At 52.2% G+C, this 15,770-nt stretch carries 12 protein-coding genes; all 12 read right to left on the bottom strand.

Annotation, left to right across the window (positions count from 1 at the left end):
• Positions 1 to 22 precede the first annotated feature (22 nt).
• The 12 genes from F7P81_RS11300 to F7P81_RS11245 all read right to left on the bottom strand — a co-directional run bounded on the left by F7P81_RS11300 (position 23) and on the right by F7P81_RS11245 (position 15,597).
• Complete coding sequence (locus F7P81_RS11300; protein ID WP_246176105.1) at positions 23 to 1,075, bottom strand: LacI family DNA-binding transcriptional regulator; 1,053 nt, start codon at positions 1,073 to 1,075, stop codon at positions 23 to 25.
• A 162-nt stretch (positions 1,076 to 1,237) separates the two neighbouring features.
• Positions 1,238 to 2,653 (bottom strand): pyruvate kinase, encoded by a 1,416-nt coding sequence (pyk, locus tag F7P81_RS11295; RefSeq protein ID WP_151159580.1) that lies wholly within the window; start codon positions 2,651 to 2,653, stop codon positions 1,238 to 1,240.
• Between the two features lie 51 nt (positions 2,654 to 2,704).
• On the bottom strand, positions 2,705 to 3,361 hold the full coding sequence (locus tag F7P81_RS11290; protein ID WP_210307626.1) for a histidine phosphatase family protein: 657 nt from the start codon (positions 3,359 to 3,361) through the stop codon (positions 2,705 to 2,707).
• Between the two features lie 85 nt (positions 3,362 to 3,446).
• Positions 3,447 to 4,547, bottom strand: coding sequence for an ABC transporter ATP-binding protein (locus F7P81_RS11285; RefSeq protein ID WP_151159579.1), 1,101 nt, complete (start codon positions 4,545 to 4,547; stop codon positions 3,447 to 3,449).
• A gap of 17 nt (positions 4,548 to 4,564) precedes the next feature.
• Complete coding sequence (locus tag F7P81_RS11280) at positions 4,565 to 6,274, bottom strand: ABC transporter permease (protein ID WP_151159578.1); 1,710 nt, start codon at positions 6,272 to 6,274, stop codon at positions 4,565 to 4,567.
• Between the two features lie 165 nt (positions 6,275 to 6,439).
• The gene (locus F7P81_RS11275; RefSeq protein WP_151159577.1) at positions 6,440 to 7,759 is read right to left on the bottom strand and encodes an ABC transporter substrate-binding protein; all 1,320 of its coding nucleotides are present in this window, start codon (positions 7,757 to 7,759) and stop codon (positions 6,440 to 6,442) included.
• A 156-nt stretch (positions 7,760 to 7,915) separates the two neighbouring features.
• On the bottom strand, positions 7,916 to 9,253 hold the full coding sequence (locus F7P81_RS11270; RefSeq protein ID WP_151159576.1) for a sigma-54-dependent transcriptional regulator: 1,338 nt from the start codon (positions 9,251 to 9,253) through the stop codon (positions 7,916 to 7,918).
• Positions 9,250 to 11,145, bottom strand: coding sequence for an ATP-binding protein (locus F7P81_RS11265; protein WP_170265258.1), 1,896 nt, complete (start codon positions 11,143 to 11,145; stop codon positions 9,250 to 9,252). Before F7P81_RS11265 ends, F7P81_RS11270 begins: the two co-directional genes overlap by 4 nt.
• Positions 11,146 to 11,161: 16 nt before the next feature.
• Positions 11,162 to 12,508 carry an ABC transporter substrate-binding protein gene (locus tag F7P81_RS11260; RefSeq protein WP_151159574.1) on the bottom strand — a complete coding sequence of 449 codons (1,347 nt, stop codon included), beginning with the start codon at positions 12,506 to 12,508 and terminating at the stop codon, positions 11,162 to 11,164.
• Between the two features lie 149 nt (positions 12,509 to 12,657).
• Positions 12,658 to 13,647: an ArsA family ATPase gene (locus F7P81_RS11255; protein ID WP_151159573.1), complete on the bottom strand. Its 990-nt coding sequence runs from the start codon at positions 13,645 to 13,647 to the stop codon at positions 12,658 to 12,660.
• Positions 13,638 to 13,922, bottom strand: a complete 285-nt coding sequence (locus tag F7P81_RS11250; RefSeq protein ID WP_075656711.1) for a cory-CC-star protein — start codon at positions 13,920 to 13,922, stop codon at positions 13,638 to 13,640. Before F7P81_RS11250 ends, F7P81_RS11255 begins: the two co-directional genes overlap by 10 nt.
• 4 nt (positions 13,923 to 13,926) lie before the next feature.
• Complete coding sequence (locus F7P81_RS11245; RefSeq protein WP_210215515.1) at positions 13,927 to 15,597, bottom strand: carbon starvation CstA family protein; 1,671 nt, start codon at positions 15,595 to 15,597, stop codon at positions 13,927 to 13,929.
• Positions 15,598 to 15,770: the final 173 nt, after the last annotated feature.

Below are 15,770 nucleotides of genomic sequence, written 5' to 3'. Positions count from 1 at the left end.
GAACTATGACTCATTGTCTGAATTACCCCTTTGCAACCAGCCGCGCAGTTGCCATCTCTGACAAATCAGCGAGTGAGCCGCGCTCCAAAAGACGGCACGGCACATAAATGCGCTCATGTTCTGCTCGTCCGGCAATTTCTGCATATAAAGCAGTGACTGCCGTGGAGCCGATACGGCGACCGTCTTTTTCAATTGTCGTCAATCCGGGCCAGGAAAAAGCACCGGAAGGAATACCGTCAAAACCGAGAATTGACACATCCTGCGGACAGGAAAGTCCTGCATCACGGATTGCCAGAATACCACCAAGCGCCATCAGATCATTCGCACAAAAAACTGCCAGATGCTGACCATTCTGATGCGCTTGCAACAGCCGTTTCATAGCAGAACGGCCACCTTCAACGGTATAGTCACTGTCTTCCGTCATGAGTATTGAGGGGTCAACATCCCGTTCAATGCAATGCTCATGTACCGCGCGCAGAAAACGCGCACGCGCCAATCGGGATTTAGGCCCGAGGATTAATGCCGGCTGCACATGCCCCTGCGCGAGCAGCACATCCAGCCCGAGACGAACACCCTGCACGATATCTGACCCGACACTGCTCGTATCGGGAAAGCGCTCGGCACTTGACCCGATCAGCACAAAAGGCATGCCGAAACGGTCGAGATCAGCAAGATTATCAGCGACAGGATTGATGATCGCGCCATCTACGCGTGCCTGACATAAGGCGCGAAGATGTGCCGCTTCCTTATCCGCATCCCAGTCTGAAGAAAATACCAGTAGCGAAACACCTTGCCTCGCAGCCTGATCCTGCGCACCGCGCGCCACTTCCGCCCAAAACGGATTGGTAATATCCGGAATAACAAGCCCCAGCAGTCCGCTACGTCCTGAGCGCATACCAACTGCCAGATGATTGCGCTCATAACCGGTTGCCAGCACTGCGGCCTGTACGCGCTCGGCAGCATCCTGCGATATATTGGAGGAACCAGCCAGAACACGGGCTACTGTGCTCTTGGACAAGCCAGCTTTTTTCGCAACATCGACGATCGTCGCACGACGCCCTGTATCCTTATTCAAGCTGACACTCCTCCCAAGCGACCGGTCTCTTAGATCGATCATTGTGGGAACGTTACCATTCTTGAAAAACTTTGACAAGAGCCCCTGTCAAACTACACAAGAAATCAATACGTGCTGTTGATGGCAAATGCTTTCTTTATGTTAGAGAATATAAAATACCTACTATAATTCAGCAATACGCAGCATATTCGTGCTGCCCGGTATGCCAAAAGGCACGCCTGCAGAAATGATAATACTATCTCCCTGCCCGCCGAACCCTTCCGCTTCCACAATGGCACAGGCACGTTTCACAGTTTCATCTATATCTGTGGTGTCATCCGTGGTGACACAATAAAGACCCCAGACCAGAGACAGCCGTCGCGCGGTTTGCACAACAGGCGAAAGCGCAATAATCGGCACCGGAGGGCGCTCCCGCGCGGCACGCAGACCTGTCGTACCCGACGAGGTGTAACAAACAATGGCAGCAAGCCCTAGCGTGACTGCGATCTGGTGTGCCGCCAGAGAAATTGCATCAGCACCGGTTGCCTCAGGGGCAGCGCCCTGCTTGTTGATAATGCCCGCATAGAGCGGATCAAGCTCCACATTGCGGGCGATGGACGTCATTGTTGCCACAGCCTCAACCGGATAATCACCTGAAGCGGATTCAGCAGAAAGCATGATGGCGTCTGCGCCTTCGAAAACCGCAGTTGCGACATCCGAAACTTCTGCACGCGTTGGCACCGGAGCGCTAATCATAGATTCCAGCATTTGCGTGGCAATTACCACCGGCTTGCCTGCACGTCTGCACGCCCGTGTCAGTTGTTTTTGCAATCCGGGAACAGATTCAAGCGGCATTTCCACGCCCAAATCTCCGCGAGCCACCATCAGTGCATCCGAAAGCCTGATAATCTCGTCAATATGATCCAGAGCCTGAGGCTTCTCGATCTTGGACATCAGTCCTACGCGATCACCGGCAATCTTACGCACTTCAATCAAGTCTTCCGGCCTTTGCACGAAAGACAAAGCAACCCAGTCAATTTCGCCGGTTGCAAGTAGCGCATCAAGATCTGCCCGATCCTTGTCGGTCAAAACACCCACGGTCAATAATGTATCCGGCAGGCTGACACCCTTGCGGTCAGAGATTTTTGTACCGGCCACAACAGTGGTGGTCATGCTCTCATTGTCAGCTTTTTCCACGCGCAGATGCAGTTTTCCATCATCGATCAGCAGGCGGTCCCCCGCCTTCACCGCTGCAAATATCTCCGGATGCGGAAGAAAAACACGACTGTTGTCACCCGGCTCATCCCTGTTGTCCAACGTAAAACTCTGCCCGACTCTCAGTTCCACGGTGCCTTGTGCAAATCTGCCAATACGCAGTTTTGGCCCCTGTAAATCAGCAAGAATGCCGATAGGACGGCCACTTTGTAATTCAACAGCGCGAATATGCCGGATTAATTGGCGCATCATGTCATGGCTGGCATGACTCATATTGATCCGGAACAGATCGGCACCTGCCGCGTGCAACTGCCGGATAATATGCTCTTCGGAAGAAGCCGGTCCGAGTGTCGCGAGTATCTTAACTTTTTTATATTGTTTCATTTGTCGGATTAATCCTGCACTGCAATGTCATCAGAACATGATGGCAATCAATCAAAGGCGCACTGTGGTTCCCGCGCCCTCGCAACCCATAGCCCGTAGAATACCAGCCGGAATTTCCAGCATGGTTTCACGGCCGGAAGAGAGCAAAAATGATGCCGTCTGCGGCTCACTATAGGCAAGCATCACTTCAGAAGATGCTTTTGTATAAATACCGCGCAGCGCCCGCAGGCATCCGCTATGTGTTACCACAACATGTGTTGTTTGCTTTTCCAGCGTTGCCAGCCATGTCTGTATCCGTTGCTTCAGATCATTGCGGCTTTCCCCCTCCGGCATCGTATAATTCCACGGATCGGTTTGCTGTGCCCGATATTGATCAGACAAATCCCGTTTGATTTCATCGGATGTTTGTCCCTCCCACACACCGAATGACCGCTCCATAAGAAGCGGAGCCTGCGTGAATTTCTCAAAAGGGACAGTCCAGATACCGGCAAGGATGGATGCAGTTTGCAAAGCACGGGGCAGCGGGCTGCTCCAGAATTTCAAGCCTTGATGAGAGGCGATTGTATCGGCCAAACGCACACCGACAGCCTTTGCCTGCCGCACACCATTATTGGTTAAAGGCGTATCTTTCCGCCCCTGCAATCGTCCGGCAACATTCCACTGGGTTTCACCATGGCGGATAACAATGAGATCAGGCAGTTCCTGCATAATATACTCAATTAATAGCTGGGGTAATCGGTTATGGTCGTGTTCAGAGGAGCATCCGCCGGTTATCAACCGGCGGATGTCACTATCACTCTGTCAGCCAGAGTGCTGCAGAAGGCTGCAAACCAAGCACTGTTGCAGTTCCCGGTTCCAGCAATGTGTCACCGGTATAAAACGGCACATCAATCAGCACCGTCGCAGTGCCAATCTGAACACCATAGCGGATGATTGCACCGAGGAATTCACGATGCGCGATGGTGCCTTCAAGCGCAACCGCACCCTCTTCTGTATGACCGATGGTTGCATATTGCGGGCGGAATACCAGCTTAGCCCCTTGCGCAACCTTCGTACCCTCTGGGACAGGAATAGACCCCGCCCCTTCCACCACAAAAACGCGACCGTCCGGTGTATCCTCGACATGACCGTCGAGAATATTGGCAGTTCCGAGAAAGCTGGCGACAAACAGATTAGCTGGCTTTTCATACAAGCTCATCGGCGTTCCGACCTGCTGGATACGCCCCTCATTGAAGACTGCGATACGATCACAAACCGTATTGGCTTCTTCCTGATCGTGGGTCACAAAAATGGTCGTCAGTTTCAGACGTTGCTGCAAATCGCGCAATTCACGGCGAACCTCGACACGCATTTTCGCATCCAGATTTGACAGCGGTTCATCGAGAAGCAGAACTTTAGGCTCGATGGCAATTGTGCGGGCGAGCGCCACACGTTGCTGCTGTCCACCGGAAAGCTGGGCAGGACGACGATCCGCAAGATGGGTCAGCCCCACCAGTTCCAGTGCTGCCTTCACCCGCTTATCAACTTCTTTGCGCGGCAGTTTGCGCTCTTCCAGACCAAAGGCAACATTGCGAGCAACGGTCATATGCGGCCATAGCGCATAAGACTGGAACACCATGCCAACGTCACGTTTCCACGGCGGCATGTCGAGCACGTCCGCACCGCCAATTTCCACCTTGCCCTGTTGGGCAACGTTAAATCCGGCGATCAGGCGCAACAATGTTGTTTTCCCGCAACCGGACGGCCCCAAAAAGGCGAAGAATTCGCCGGGTTTAATATCCAGACAAATATCCTTCAGCACATGAACCGCACCATAAGACAGGTTCACATCGCGGATACTGATTGCTTTTGCCGGTGTTGTTGGCAAGGCGGCACTGTTTATGTCTAAAGTCATATTTTTTCTCCCCAATCTTACTTGGCCGCCCCAAGCGTCTTTTGCCGGCGTTCAATAACGTAATGTGATAAAAACGTGCAGAGCCCGACCAGTATCACTGCAATAACCCCGAGTGCGGCACCTGGCCCGCGTCCGGCAGGTGATTGCATGAAGACATAAAGCCCATAGGCAATCGGCGCGTCAGAATTGCTTTGAATGAGCATCAGCGTTGCAGAAAGCTCGACCGCCGCCGTTGCAAAACTGGTGACAAATCCGGCAAGCAGACCGCCTGTCATCAATGGCAATACAATACGGCGGATTGTTCTCTGCTTTGTTGCCCCGAGATTTTCAGCGGCTTCTTCAAGCGAGATGGACACCTGCTGAAGTGCGGCATAGCAAGCGCGCAGCGCATAAGGCAGGCGGCGGATAGCAAGTGCCAGCACCAGCATAACCCAAAGCGTTGCCAGCGGTGTGCCGTCCGGCAGCGGGATATTGTAGAAGGTGCGCAGGTAACCAATACCAAGCACAACACCGGGAATGGCAAGTGCCGAGGTTGCTGCCCAATCCAGCCAGCGACGCCCGATCAGTTTTGTGCGCAATACGAGATAGGCAATGGCACTGCCCACGATGACATCAATCAAACCGGCAAGGCTGACATAGATCAGCGTGTTTTTAATATAGAGCGAGCTTTCACCGAACACGCGGGTGTAATGCGCCACTGTATAACCGTCCGGCAGCGGGCTGTATGACCAGACCGTAGCAAAAGACAGTAACAGCAATCCGATATGCGGTGAGAGAACCAGCAGCAGAATAAAACCGACCGTGGCATAGGCAACAAGGCTTTCGCGTTTGGTGAGCTTGCGCTTTGTCAGCCCGCCGCCGCCGCGTTGTACCGTGGAATAATCTTTGCCGCGCATGGCAACTGCGGACAGCCACATGGCAAAAATAGACACAACAATCAGAATAACCGCGATCACATAACCCATCGGATCAGTCAGACCGACCGAAGTCACGCGCAGATAAGCCTGCGGCGCCAGCATGTCCTTAACATTGAGGAGCAACGGTGTCGCCAGATCATCAAAAACTTTGACAAAAACAAGCGAGGCACCGGCAAGATATCCCGGCATTGCCAGCGGAAAAACAATACGCCGGAACAGGCGGAAACCCGACGAGCCAAGATTTTGCGCGGCTTCTTCCATCGAGCGGTCGATATTACGCAGGCTTGCAGAAAGATTGATGAGAATGAATGGGAAATAATGCAGCGACTGCACAAAAATAACGCCGTTCAGCCCCTCCATGAAGGGAATACGGAAGCCGAACCAGTCATTCAGCAGGAGATTGACCGTACCATTGCGACCAAACAGCAACTGCATCGCCACCGCGCCGACAAAGGGCGGCATGATGAGCGGAATAAAGCCGAGGGTCTGGATAATCATTGACCCGCGAAAATCAAAGCGGGTGGTCAGAACGGCCAGCGGCAATGCAATGACCGTCGCCCAGACGACCGACATGCCTGCAACATAGACCGAGTTGAAGAATGAGCGACGGAACAGCTCGGTGTTAAAAAAATCAATAAAGTTGATGGCTGTAAGTGCGCCGGTGCCCTTTTCCGTAAACGCCGTATAGATAACCGTTCCGGTGGGAATGAGCAGGAAAACGGCAAGAAACAGGGCAATAATCAGCGCTGTTACGATCTGGCCGGGGCTGGCCGAGATGCGTTTTCTTGGAATGGATAATGTGAAAGCCATTGCGGCAGTCTCCGGTATGAAGTCGGCTGTTCCGGCAAGCCACAGGGCGCCAGAGCAAACGAAAGCGGATAATCGGATGGAGCCGCCTGCTTACGCAGGCGGTCTGTCATGCGCCGGAGCATCACACGGTCAAACCGGATAGCCTGACCGTGATAAGCTCAGACTTTAGTTGACGAGCGCAAGTGCCTCTTCAGCCTTTGCTTTTGCGGCTGAATATTTTTCCTTGGCAAAAGCAGCCCATTGCTGTTCAAGCTCGGCCTGACGGGCTGTCTTTTCTTTGCCACCGGAAAAAGCATCGCGAAGCTGCTGGCTCACGGCCTCATCAGCACTGACCGGCATAGCGGCAACCAGTGCACGGGCTTCATTCACGAGTGCGCGTGCCGGTGCCTGTTCATTGGCAGCAAGCGCTTTTTCTGCTGCATGAATGGCGCGAGTAGCCGCTTTCAGATTATCAAGCTGAAACGAAATCAGCTGATCATATAATGCATCAACAGCATCGGTACGGTTCTTGGAAGTTTCAGAGTCAAAGACAAGCATGGTCTGAAAACGGGCATCCTTGAACGGATTTGGGAATCCTTCCGGTGCATTTGCATAACTGGCCGGATTGATCGGAAGACGGCGGATTGCCGGTTCAAGCAAGACGGCCTGCCCTTTTTCTGAAAGCAAGTAATTAACAAAGGCTTCCGCGCCCGCCTGATTAGGCGCATTGGCTACAACACCAATATTGGCAGGTACAACAGTTGTTACTGAAGGATAAGAGAAGCTGACCGGAAAGCCGCTTGCCTGTGCCGAGAAGGCAAAGAAGTCAATGACAATGCCAATCCCTGTCTGGCCGGAATTAACCGCATCGGGAACGCCGTAAGAGCGTTCTGTCACCTGCTGGAGATTGCCGCCAATATTCTTGAGCGTTGTCCAGCCCTGATCCCAACCTTCGCCCTGCAAAATGGTTTCAATGGTCAGATGCGTGGTTCCGGAACGTGACGGAGCTGCAATAGCAACATGGTCATAATATTCCGGCTTGGCCAGATCAGACCATTCAACAGGTTTCGTCAGATTGTTTGCTTCCAGATAGCGGTCATTGGACATAATGCCATAACCCGAGGCCGCAAAACCGAAATAATAAGAATCCGGATCATTCACCGGATAGGAACCGACCTTATCCGGCAGACCTGTGACGGACGGGGTAAATTTGCTCAGCAGATTACGGCCTTTGAGCACTTCAAAAGCATCCGGTGCGGAAGCCCAGAACAGATCAACCTGATTGTTGGATTTTGTTTCATCAACATATTTTACGCCGGAGCTGGTGCTCTTGTTTTGAACATCAAGCGTGAAGCCCGGATTATTGGCTTCAAAACCGGCTTTAAACGGATCCGTCACGTCTTTTGAGAATGACGTGACGACAGTTACTTTTCCGCCATTTTGCGCAGAAGCAGTGATAATCATAGCCGCTGACATCAGCATGGTGGCTGCAATCGATTTCAACATAGAACTCTCCTCCCTAGAGTATCGCCTGAGATCAGACGATACCTTTAAAGAAGCAAGTATCATGCCAAATTCAAAAATGCCGGAAATGCGGGCTTTCACAAACACAAATGGGTCATATAGGTAACATGACCGACCTGCGAGCGGGTCATAAGGGTATCATTCCTCATCTTCATTCTGTGCGGCGATGTCGAATTTGCGCATTTTCAGATAAAGCGTTTTGCGGGAAATTCCCAAGGCGGTCGCCGAAGCGCCAATGCGCCCGTCATGGTTGGACAGGGTATCAAGCAGGATAGCGCGCTCCAGCCGGTCCATCTGTGCTTCCAGCGTTTGCGTTTTGTCTAAAGACAGGTCGGCCAGCGCATTATTCTCCAGCCCCAGCACATATCGTTCCGCCACATTGCGCAATTCGCGGACATTGCCGGGCCAGCTTCTGCCATCAAGATCGGCAATAAATGTTGCATCCACACGCGGAGCTGCACGTCCCTGCCTTTTGGCGGCGAGATCAAGAAACAGCTTGAACAGTAATCCGACATCGCCTTTGCGGGCTGACAACGGCGGAATTTCAACGCGGGCGATATCAAGCCGGTACGCAAGATCTTCACGAAAACTACCCTGCACGACCAGCTTATGTAAATCTGTTTTACTGGCTGCAATCACCTGAATATCCACCTTGAGTTCGGTGTTTGAGCCAAGGCGCTCTATTTTGCGCTCCTGCAAAACCCGCAAAAGCCGCACCTGCGCACTCAGCGGCATGGATTCTATTTCATCAAGAAACAGCGTACCATTATTGGCATACTCTATCTTACCGATGCGTTTTTCCCGTGCACCGGTAAACGCGCCGGCTTCATGGCCGAAAAGTTCAGATTCCAGCATTGTTTCAGGGATTGCGCCGCAATTCACGGCCACAAAATGTCCTTTTCTGTTGCTGAAATCGTGCAATGCGCGGGCAGTGACTTCCTTGCCGGTGCCGGTTTTGCCGATGAGCAAAATATCTGTAGCAACACCGCAAATACGTTTCAAACGCTCGCGCAATTGTACGATCGGCGCTGAATGACCGATCAATCGGGCCTCCCAACCGTCAACCGCTACAGCCTGCCGTAACCGGCGATTTTCAAGCAGAAGCTGACGGTGATTACGCGCACGGCGGATGGTTTCAATCAGGATCAGCGGATCGGCCGGTTTTTCCAGAAAGTCCCATGCACCATCACGCATAGCACGCAGAGCCATAGGAATATCGCCATGACCGGACATCAGCACGATCGGTATTTCCGCATCAATGGACTGCACAGCTTTGAGGAGATCGAACCCGTCATGTTCCGGCATGCGCACATCAGAAACGACAATCGCACCGCTATCAACACGCATATCACGCAGCGCAGATGCAACCGAGCTATGCGCCGCAACCCTATAATCTTCAAGCTCCAGCACTTCACGGCATGCTTCAAGCACGCTGGCATCATCGTCGATAAGAATAACATCCGGTTGCAAGGTCATTCCGGCCCTTTCAGCAAAACTATAAACCGCGTTCCATGCGGTCCTGTATCCAGCACCGCGATGCTGGCACCGAAGTCTTTGACAATATTATAAGAAATCGAAAGGCCAAGCCCTAATCCCGATCCGACCGGTTTGGTCGTGAAAAACGGATCAAACACTGCTTTCAGATGATCGCTCTCAATCCCAGTTCCGGTATCTGCAATAATCAGATTTGCACCATTTTCAGTCGCCTCAACAGTAACGGAAACCTGCCGGACAGGCTGATCTCTGACCGCATCCAGAGCATTGGCAATGAGATTGACAATCACCTGCTCAAGACGCACCGGTTCAGCCATAACAAGCGGGCAGTCCGATACCGGCAGTTCGAGTTTCAGGCGTACATCATCATCTTCAAAACGGTGTTCCAGTAGGCTAAGCGCTTCACGCACACTCTTGCACAGATCAACGGCTTGCTGCTTGACATCCGGTCGCCGTGCAAAACGCCGGATATGACTGATCTGGTCGGCCATTCGTGTGGTCAGTTGACGGATCTTGTCAAAATTGACCAGAGCCTGCTCGCCTTTACCACGCGCAATCAAAGTTGAACCGCTGTGTATATGCGCACGAATTGCTGCAAGCGGCTGATTGAGCTCATGCCCGATACCCGCCGCCATTTGCCCGAGTGCCGCAAGTTTTGCCGACTGAATAAGCTCGTCCCGCGTCTGGCGGAAAAGCAACAAAGCCCCCGCCAGATCAGCAAGCTCGTCTGTGCCTTTTGCCGGTATCTCTACTTCCGGTCGCCCCGCACTGATTGCACTGGCTGCTGTTGCCAATTGCCGGATGCGGAACAGCAGATTTTTATGAACATAAAGCACGCCAATGGCAGTGGCCAAAACCACAGAAAGCAGAGCAATGACTGCCAGCAATTTTCTGCCGGTGCTAATCGCTGATGCTGCGCGTTCGGCCGCTGCCGCCGCACTTGCTTCGATTGCCACAACCTCCGTCTCAATATTACGGCCAAGATCACTGACGAGCTGGCCGTTCATTACGGCCAGTTCCCCGAGGCGCACAGTTTCGCGCATTTGCGAGCGCTTGCGGTTTGGCGTGCCGGTTGCCGGATCAGACTTTTGCAGAATACGTTTGGCCAGCTGACGCACAGTTATACTATCCGGCCAGCTATTGAGTGTTCCAAGATGGTTTGCCAGCTCATCAGCACTATCACCGAGAAAGGCATTCGCCTCCTGAATTTCTTCCGATGTTGAAGCATTGGCAAGACGGGCGATCAGACCTGTTGAAAGACTCGCCTGTGCAACAAGTGTCAGCAATGCCTCACTCTTGCGTTGCTCACTGAGCGCCGCCGCATTACGGCCATTGCGCATTTCGGTTTCAATATTAAAGCGGGTATCATCAACCAAGGGTGCGGCTTCATCGATCAGATCAGCCTGCACCCAGCGCAATTCATCAATATCTGCATGTATTGCTTCCAGTAAGGTAAAGCGCTTACCCGATGTCAGATCAATCTGCTGCAAATTGCGTTCAATAGCGCGCGCCAGCGGCAAGATCGTATTCACCGTCGCGCTGAGATCGCTTTTTTCCAGCAAGGTTTCCAATGCCGTAAGCCGTGCGGCATAAATACGCCGCATTGCAGTATATTCGCTGCGGCTTTCAGCCCCTGCCAGTGCGGCGGTCAATGAACCTATATCCGCACCTGCTTTTGACAGGCGGGATGCAAAAGCCAGTCGCGGCATTTGCTGTTCAGCAATATGTGACAATTCACCGGACAGCCGGTAATAGGACAGCCAGCCGACAATACAGGCACCGACTGCCAGACCGACAATCACCACAAATGCAGCGCCGAGCCGTGCACCGATACCAATGCGCCATTGGGTTATTGGCGTTGCAATTCTTCTCATAAATCCTGCCATCAAATTACCGGTACCATCTCTTGTCATTGGTGACAGGAGACACTGATGAAAGCAGGGTCTCAATCATTGCCAGATTGTGTTCAATGATGCGGCGGATTTCGCCGGAGAATTGCTCCTGCTCCGCTGTGCGTGCCACACTTCGCGGCCATTCTGTTTTCAGATCTTCACTCAAAATATTGGCTTCATGTGCCGACAAGGGCGGTGTGCTGAGCAACTGCCGTGCGCGCGCCAGAGTGCTCAGAGTTTCTGTATTTTCAAATTTAGCCGCTTCCAGCTCATTCACTTTCCGCCAAAGCCGGCCAAGTGTTGCTCTGCGGCGAATAATGAAATTATCAAAGATGAGATTGACCAAACCATATCTCTCGGCAGACAAATGCGGGTCAAACTCTGCCATATTCATCAGGCCGCGCCTGTCCGGTGCCGGCAACAGGTCTTTATTCAGCTTGCTCAGCACAGGAATGCGGTTAATGCCGGGATAGCGCAAGATTTTCTGCCCTTGTTCTGAAAGCAGAAAATCCACAAAACGCTCAGCATTGGTGATGTTTTTAGCACCCCGCAAAATAGCAATATTGGCTGGCGTATAAATCGCATCGGGCGGCATGATGAAAACATTATCCGTATGCGCATCGTCGAGAGGTTGCGCCAGAAAATCAATCGTAATGCCGATGCCGAAACGCTTCTGCGCCACACCGGATGCAACGCCAAAACTGCGTGCTGTTACTGTAGACAAGTTGCCGCCAAGTTTGGAGAGCATCGCCCAGCCTTTTTCCCAGCCATAGGTTTGCAGAAAGACTTCCACAATCAGATGCGTGGTGCCGGAGCGCGAAGGCGAAGTAATGCCGATATGTCCCGAATAAACCGGTTTTAACAAATCATCCCAATTACGCGGGATCGGCAGATTATGTTGCAGCAGATAGGACGGGCTGTACACAATGCCGTAGCCCGACAGAGCGAACCCTAAATAATATCCTTCAGGATCATTCACCGGATAGCCAAGAACATATTGCGGTGCTCCGGTCGGCCTACTGCGGATCGGACGCAACGCTTGTTTGCGCTTTAACAATTCAAAAGCATCTGCGGCGGACGCCCAGAAAATATCCGGCGTGATATCCGGTTTCTCCATGATGAAACGGTTCGCACTTGCCGTGTTCCTTTGGGCGATAGACACACGAATATCAGGATATTGCTTTTCAAATGCGAGACGAAACGGCTCAAAAAACGATGGCGGATATGACGTGATAATCGATAATTCGCCCTGCTCTGAAGAACGCACAGGAACAACAGACAGCACCATGGAAAAGGCGAAAAACACCAACATATTGAGAATGTTAACGGTGCTTATTTTGACCATGTCTTCCCGTTCATACGAAACGCTCCTCCCCAGGCGCAGTCGAAGAAGTTACTATCATGGCATCAAGGATAAGTCATGTATAGGGCTGGCCTGCCTCCTGCCATGAAATCTGACATGTGAGTTTGAGCATATCCTGTCATTTTTAAGAATCAGCCGAGATAGGCGGAGGAAAAATGCACAAGCTCCTGCCCGCCGATGATCTCATTGGCAGACAGAGGAATTTGCTTAATCTCCGGCACTTTAGGCTGCAGCGCTTTGATTAATTTTGCCAAATGCTCATCTTCATTCTTTGCACGCTGATCGAGCAATGCACTTTCGCCCCGCGGCGAACGACGGTTCACAATAAGACCGCCTACAGATACCTGCAAATCATGCAAACGCTGACAAAGCTCGATCGTTTCGAGAACCGGTAACCGCTCAGCGGTCAGAACAATCATGAAGGCCGTTGTTTCACCATCTGTCAGGATTTCACGCAGCTTACGAAAACGATCCTGACGCCGCATCAAAACCGCCCGCATTTCATGATCGCGGGTTGGTTCATCCTCAAAAAGGTTACTGGCAACATCATTATCGGCATCAACGGCTTTAAACTGGCCAAGCGCACGGGTGAAATTGCCCGAGCGTTCGCGGTTTTTGAGCAGCCCGTCCGTCCATGCCGCCATCAGCTCCGGCAATTCGAGAAGTCTGGTCGTATGTCCGGTTGGCGCGGTGTCAAAAATAACTGTGTCATAGTGAGCAAGCCCAGTTTCCAAAGTCACGGCAATCCGCTCCAGCAATGCCGCCTCAACCATGCCCGGTGCTTCACGCGCCTGCTCCAGATGGCGTTTGACTTCCTTATGCAACCTTTCCGGCATCAGTTTTCGCAGTGAATTTTCGACTGTTTTAAGATGCTCATCGACAGTGCTGCCTGGATCAAGTTCAATACCATCCAGACCGGCCATCAGCGAAACCGGCTTGGCACCAATCTCACGTTCCCACAAATGACCGAGATTATGTGCAGGATCGGTCGAAACCACCAATATGCGGCGCCCTTGCTGAGCAAGTCCTGCGGCTGTTGCACTGGCCAGCGTCGTCTTCCCGACCCCGCCCTTGCCCCCGAAGAACAGAACCCTGCGATTTTTCAAGATATTCAGCAGCATCGGAAACCATCAAGTGGTGAGTGTTCCATACCCATTCGGACGTGCCAATCGTGAAAACGGCCATAGAGCTCGGGCATCAGTTCCAGAGTGTAATAGGTAGCGGGATTAGGGATACCCAGACTTTCCGAAAAAACGAGCATCATGAAAAGATCGTCCTCCTCACGTCTGGCTTTTGCAAAAGTGCGTCTGTAGGGCGCAGCATAGAACTCCCCCAGACCTTGAGAGACGGCGCTGAACAGCGCCGCCAGTTTTTCTTTATTCAGCCGTCTGGACATCAGGTCAATCCGCCAGTCCGGCAGCCGCTTGCGCGCTATATTCCCTGCGCATTGTCCGGATTGCCTCCAGTGCAACAAAGAGCGCTGCACCAAGCACAACCAGTCCCAGCCCGAACAGCAACCATTGTTTATTCGCAAAGAATGTTCCGAGCTGTATGAAAAGCGCAAGGATCGCCATGACCAGCACAAAGGCCAGCGGGATCAGAACCGGCAGAACCGGACGCTTCATACGCAGCAACATCACTGCAACAATCGCAAGTGTCAGTCCGGCGAGCAACTGGTTTGTTGTACCGAACAACGGCCAGATCAGCATACCGCCGCTGCCGCCTGTACCGGCACCGAAGGCAAGAGCAAGACAGCTTGCAAGCGCGACCAGAGTCGCAACTGTACCGCCCTGCAATGGTTTGATATTGGTGATTTCGCCGACTTCCTGAATAACATAGCGCTGCAGACGCAGACCTGTATCCATCGTTGTTCCGGCGAACAAAGCGGCCATAACAGTCAGGATAGTTGCAGCAATACCGACACCAAGCCCTGTGCCTGCTGACAAGATATTTGCACCACCTTCAACAAAGGCTTTAACGCCACCCGCAGAGAACTGCGTATATACGCCCTGCCAGGCTTCATAAGATGCAAAACCAGCCGTACAGGCGATAATCGCAGCGAGCGCAAGCATACCCTCACCGACAGCGCCGAAATAGCCAACGAAACGGGCATCGGTTTCCTTGTCGAGCTGTTTGGATGATGTACCCGACGAGACCAGACCATGGAAGCCGGAAATGGCACCACAGGCGATGGTCACGAACAACAGTGGCACAATGCTCGGTGTTCCTGCCGGAACATCCGGATTGAATGCCGGTACCACGATCTGCGGCTGCGCAATCAGAGTTGCACCATAGAGCAACAGCAGCCCGACAAAGAGCTGAAGTCCGTTAATATAATCGCGCGGCTGGAGAAGAACCCAGACCGGCAATTGCGATGCAATGCCTGCATAGATGAAGAGATAGAGAATCCACTGCACCATCGGGCTCATGCCAAGAAAGGATTCCGGCAAAGTAATCGGATAAGCCTGTCCAACAAAGATCAGCGCATAAAGCACGATTACGCCAATCACGGACGGCCACAGCAGCCCGACGCCATGGCGATAAATCAGCTGCCCGATAACGATTGCCACAGCAATTGCGCCCCAGATCGGGATCACCGATGTCGGGAAATTAATCAGCAGGCCTGCAATAACCACTGCGAAAACGGCGTTAACCATCAGCAGCAGCAGAAAAATAACAGTCATGAAAATGGAGCGGGCACGGGTGCCAAGAACATTCTCCGTGAGTGCACCGATTGAACGGCCGCGGTTGCGGACACTTGCCCATAGCGCACCGAAATCATGAACACCTGCAAAGAAAACAGTACCGAGCACAACCCAGATAAAGGCCGGCGCCCAACCCCAGATCACCGCAATGGCAGGACCAACGATAGGTGCCGCGCCGGCGACAGAAGTAAAGTGATGCCCCCACAGCACAAACTTGTTGGTTGGCACATAATCTACGCCATCTTTCATGGCATGAGCGGGTGTTTTATATTCCGGATCAAGTGCATAGATGCGTTCAGCAATGTATTTCGAATAAACGAAATAGCCCCCTGCAAATGCGGCAAGGCCGACAAGTATAAGTATCATCGCGCTCAAACCATTTCCTCCCATAGCAAGCCGATTTATATTGAATTATGATGCTGTTTTTCTGTTGCACTCCAAGTTGCAGTCAAACTAAAGTCTAATAAAGTATATTGTCGTTTATTATAAAAATACTCAGCAAAATGTATGCGTTTTCTGTCATAGATAAATTTCATGAT

It is taken from the genome of Pseudochrobactrum saccharolyticum (assembly GCF_008801715.1).
Classification (GTDB): Bacteria; Pseudomonadota; Alphaproteobacteria; order Rhizobiales; family Rhizobiaceae; genus Pseudochrobactrum; species Pseudochrobactrum saccharolyticum.
The sequence above is the reverse complement of the archived record's forward strand: the minus strand, read 5'-3'. Positions and strand labels throughout refer to the sequence as shown.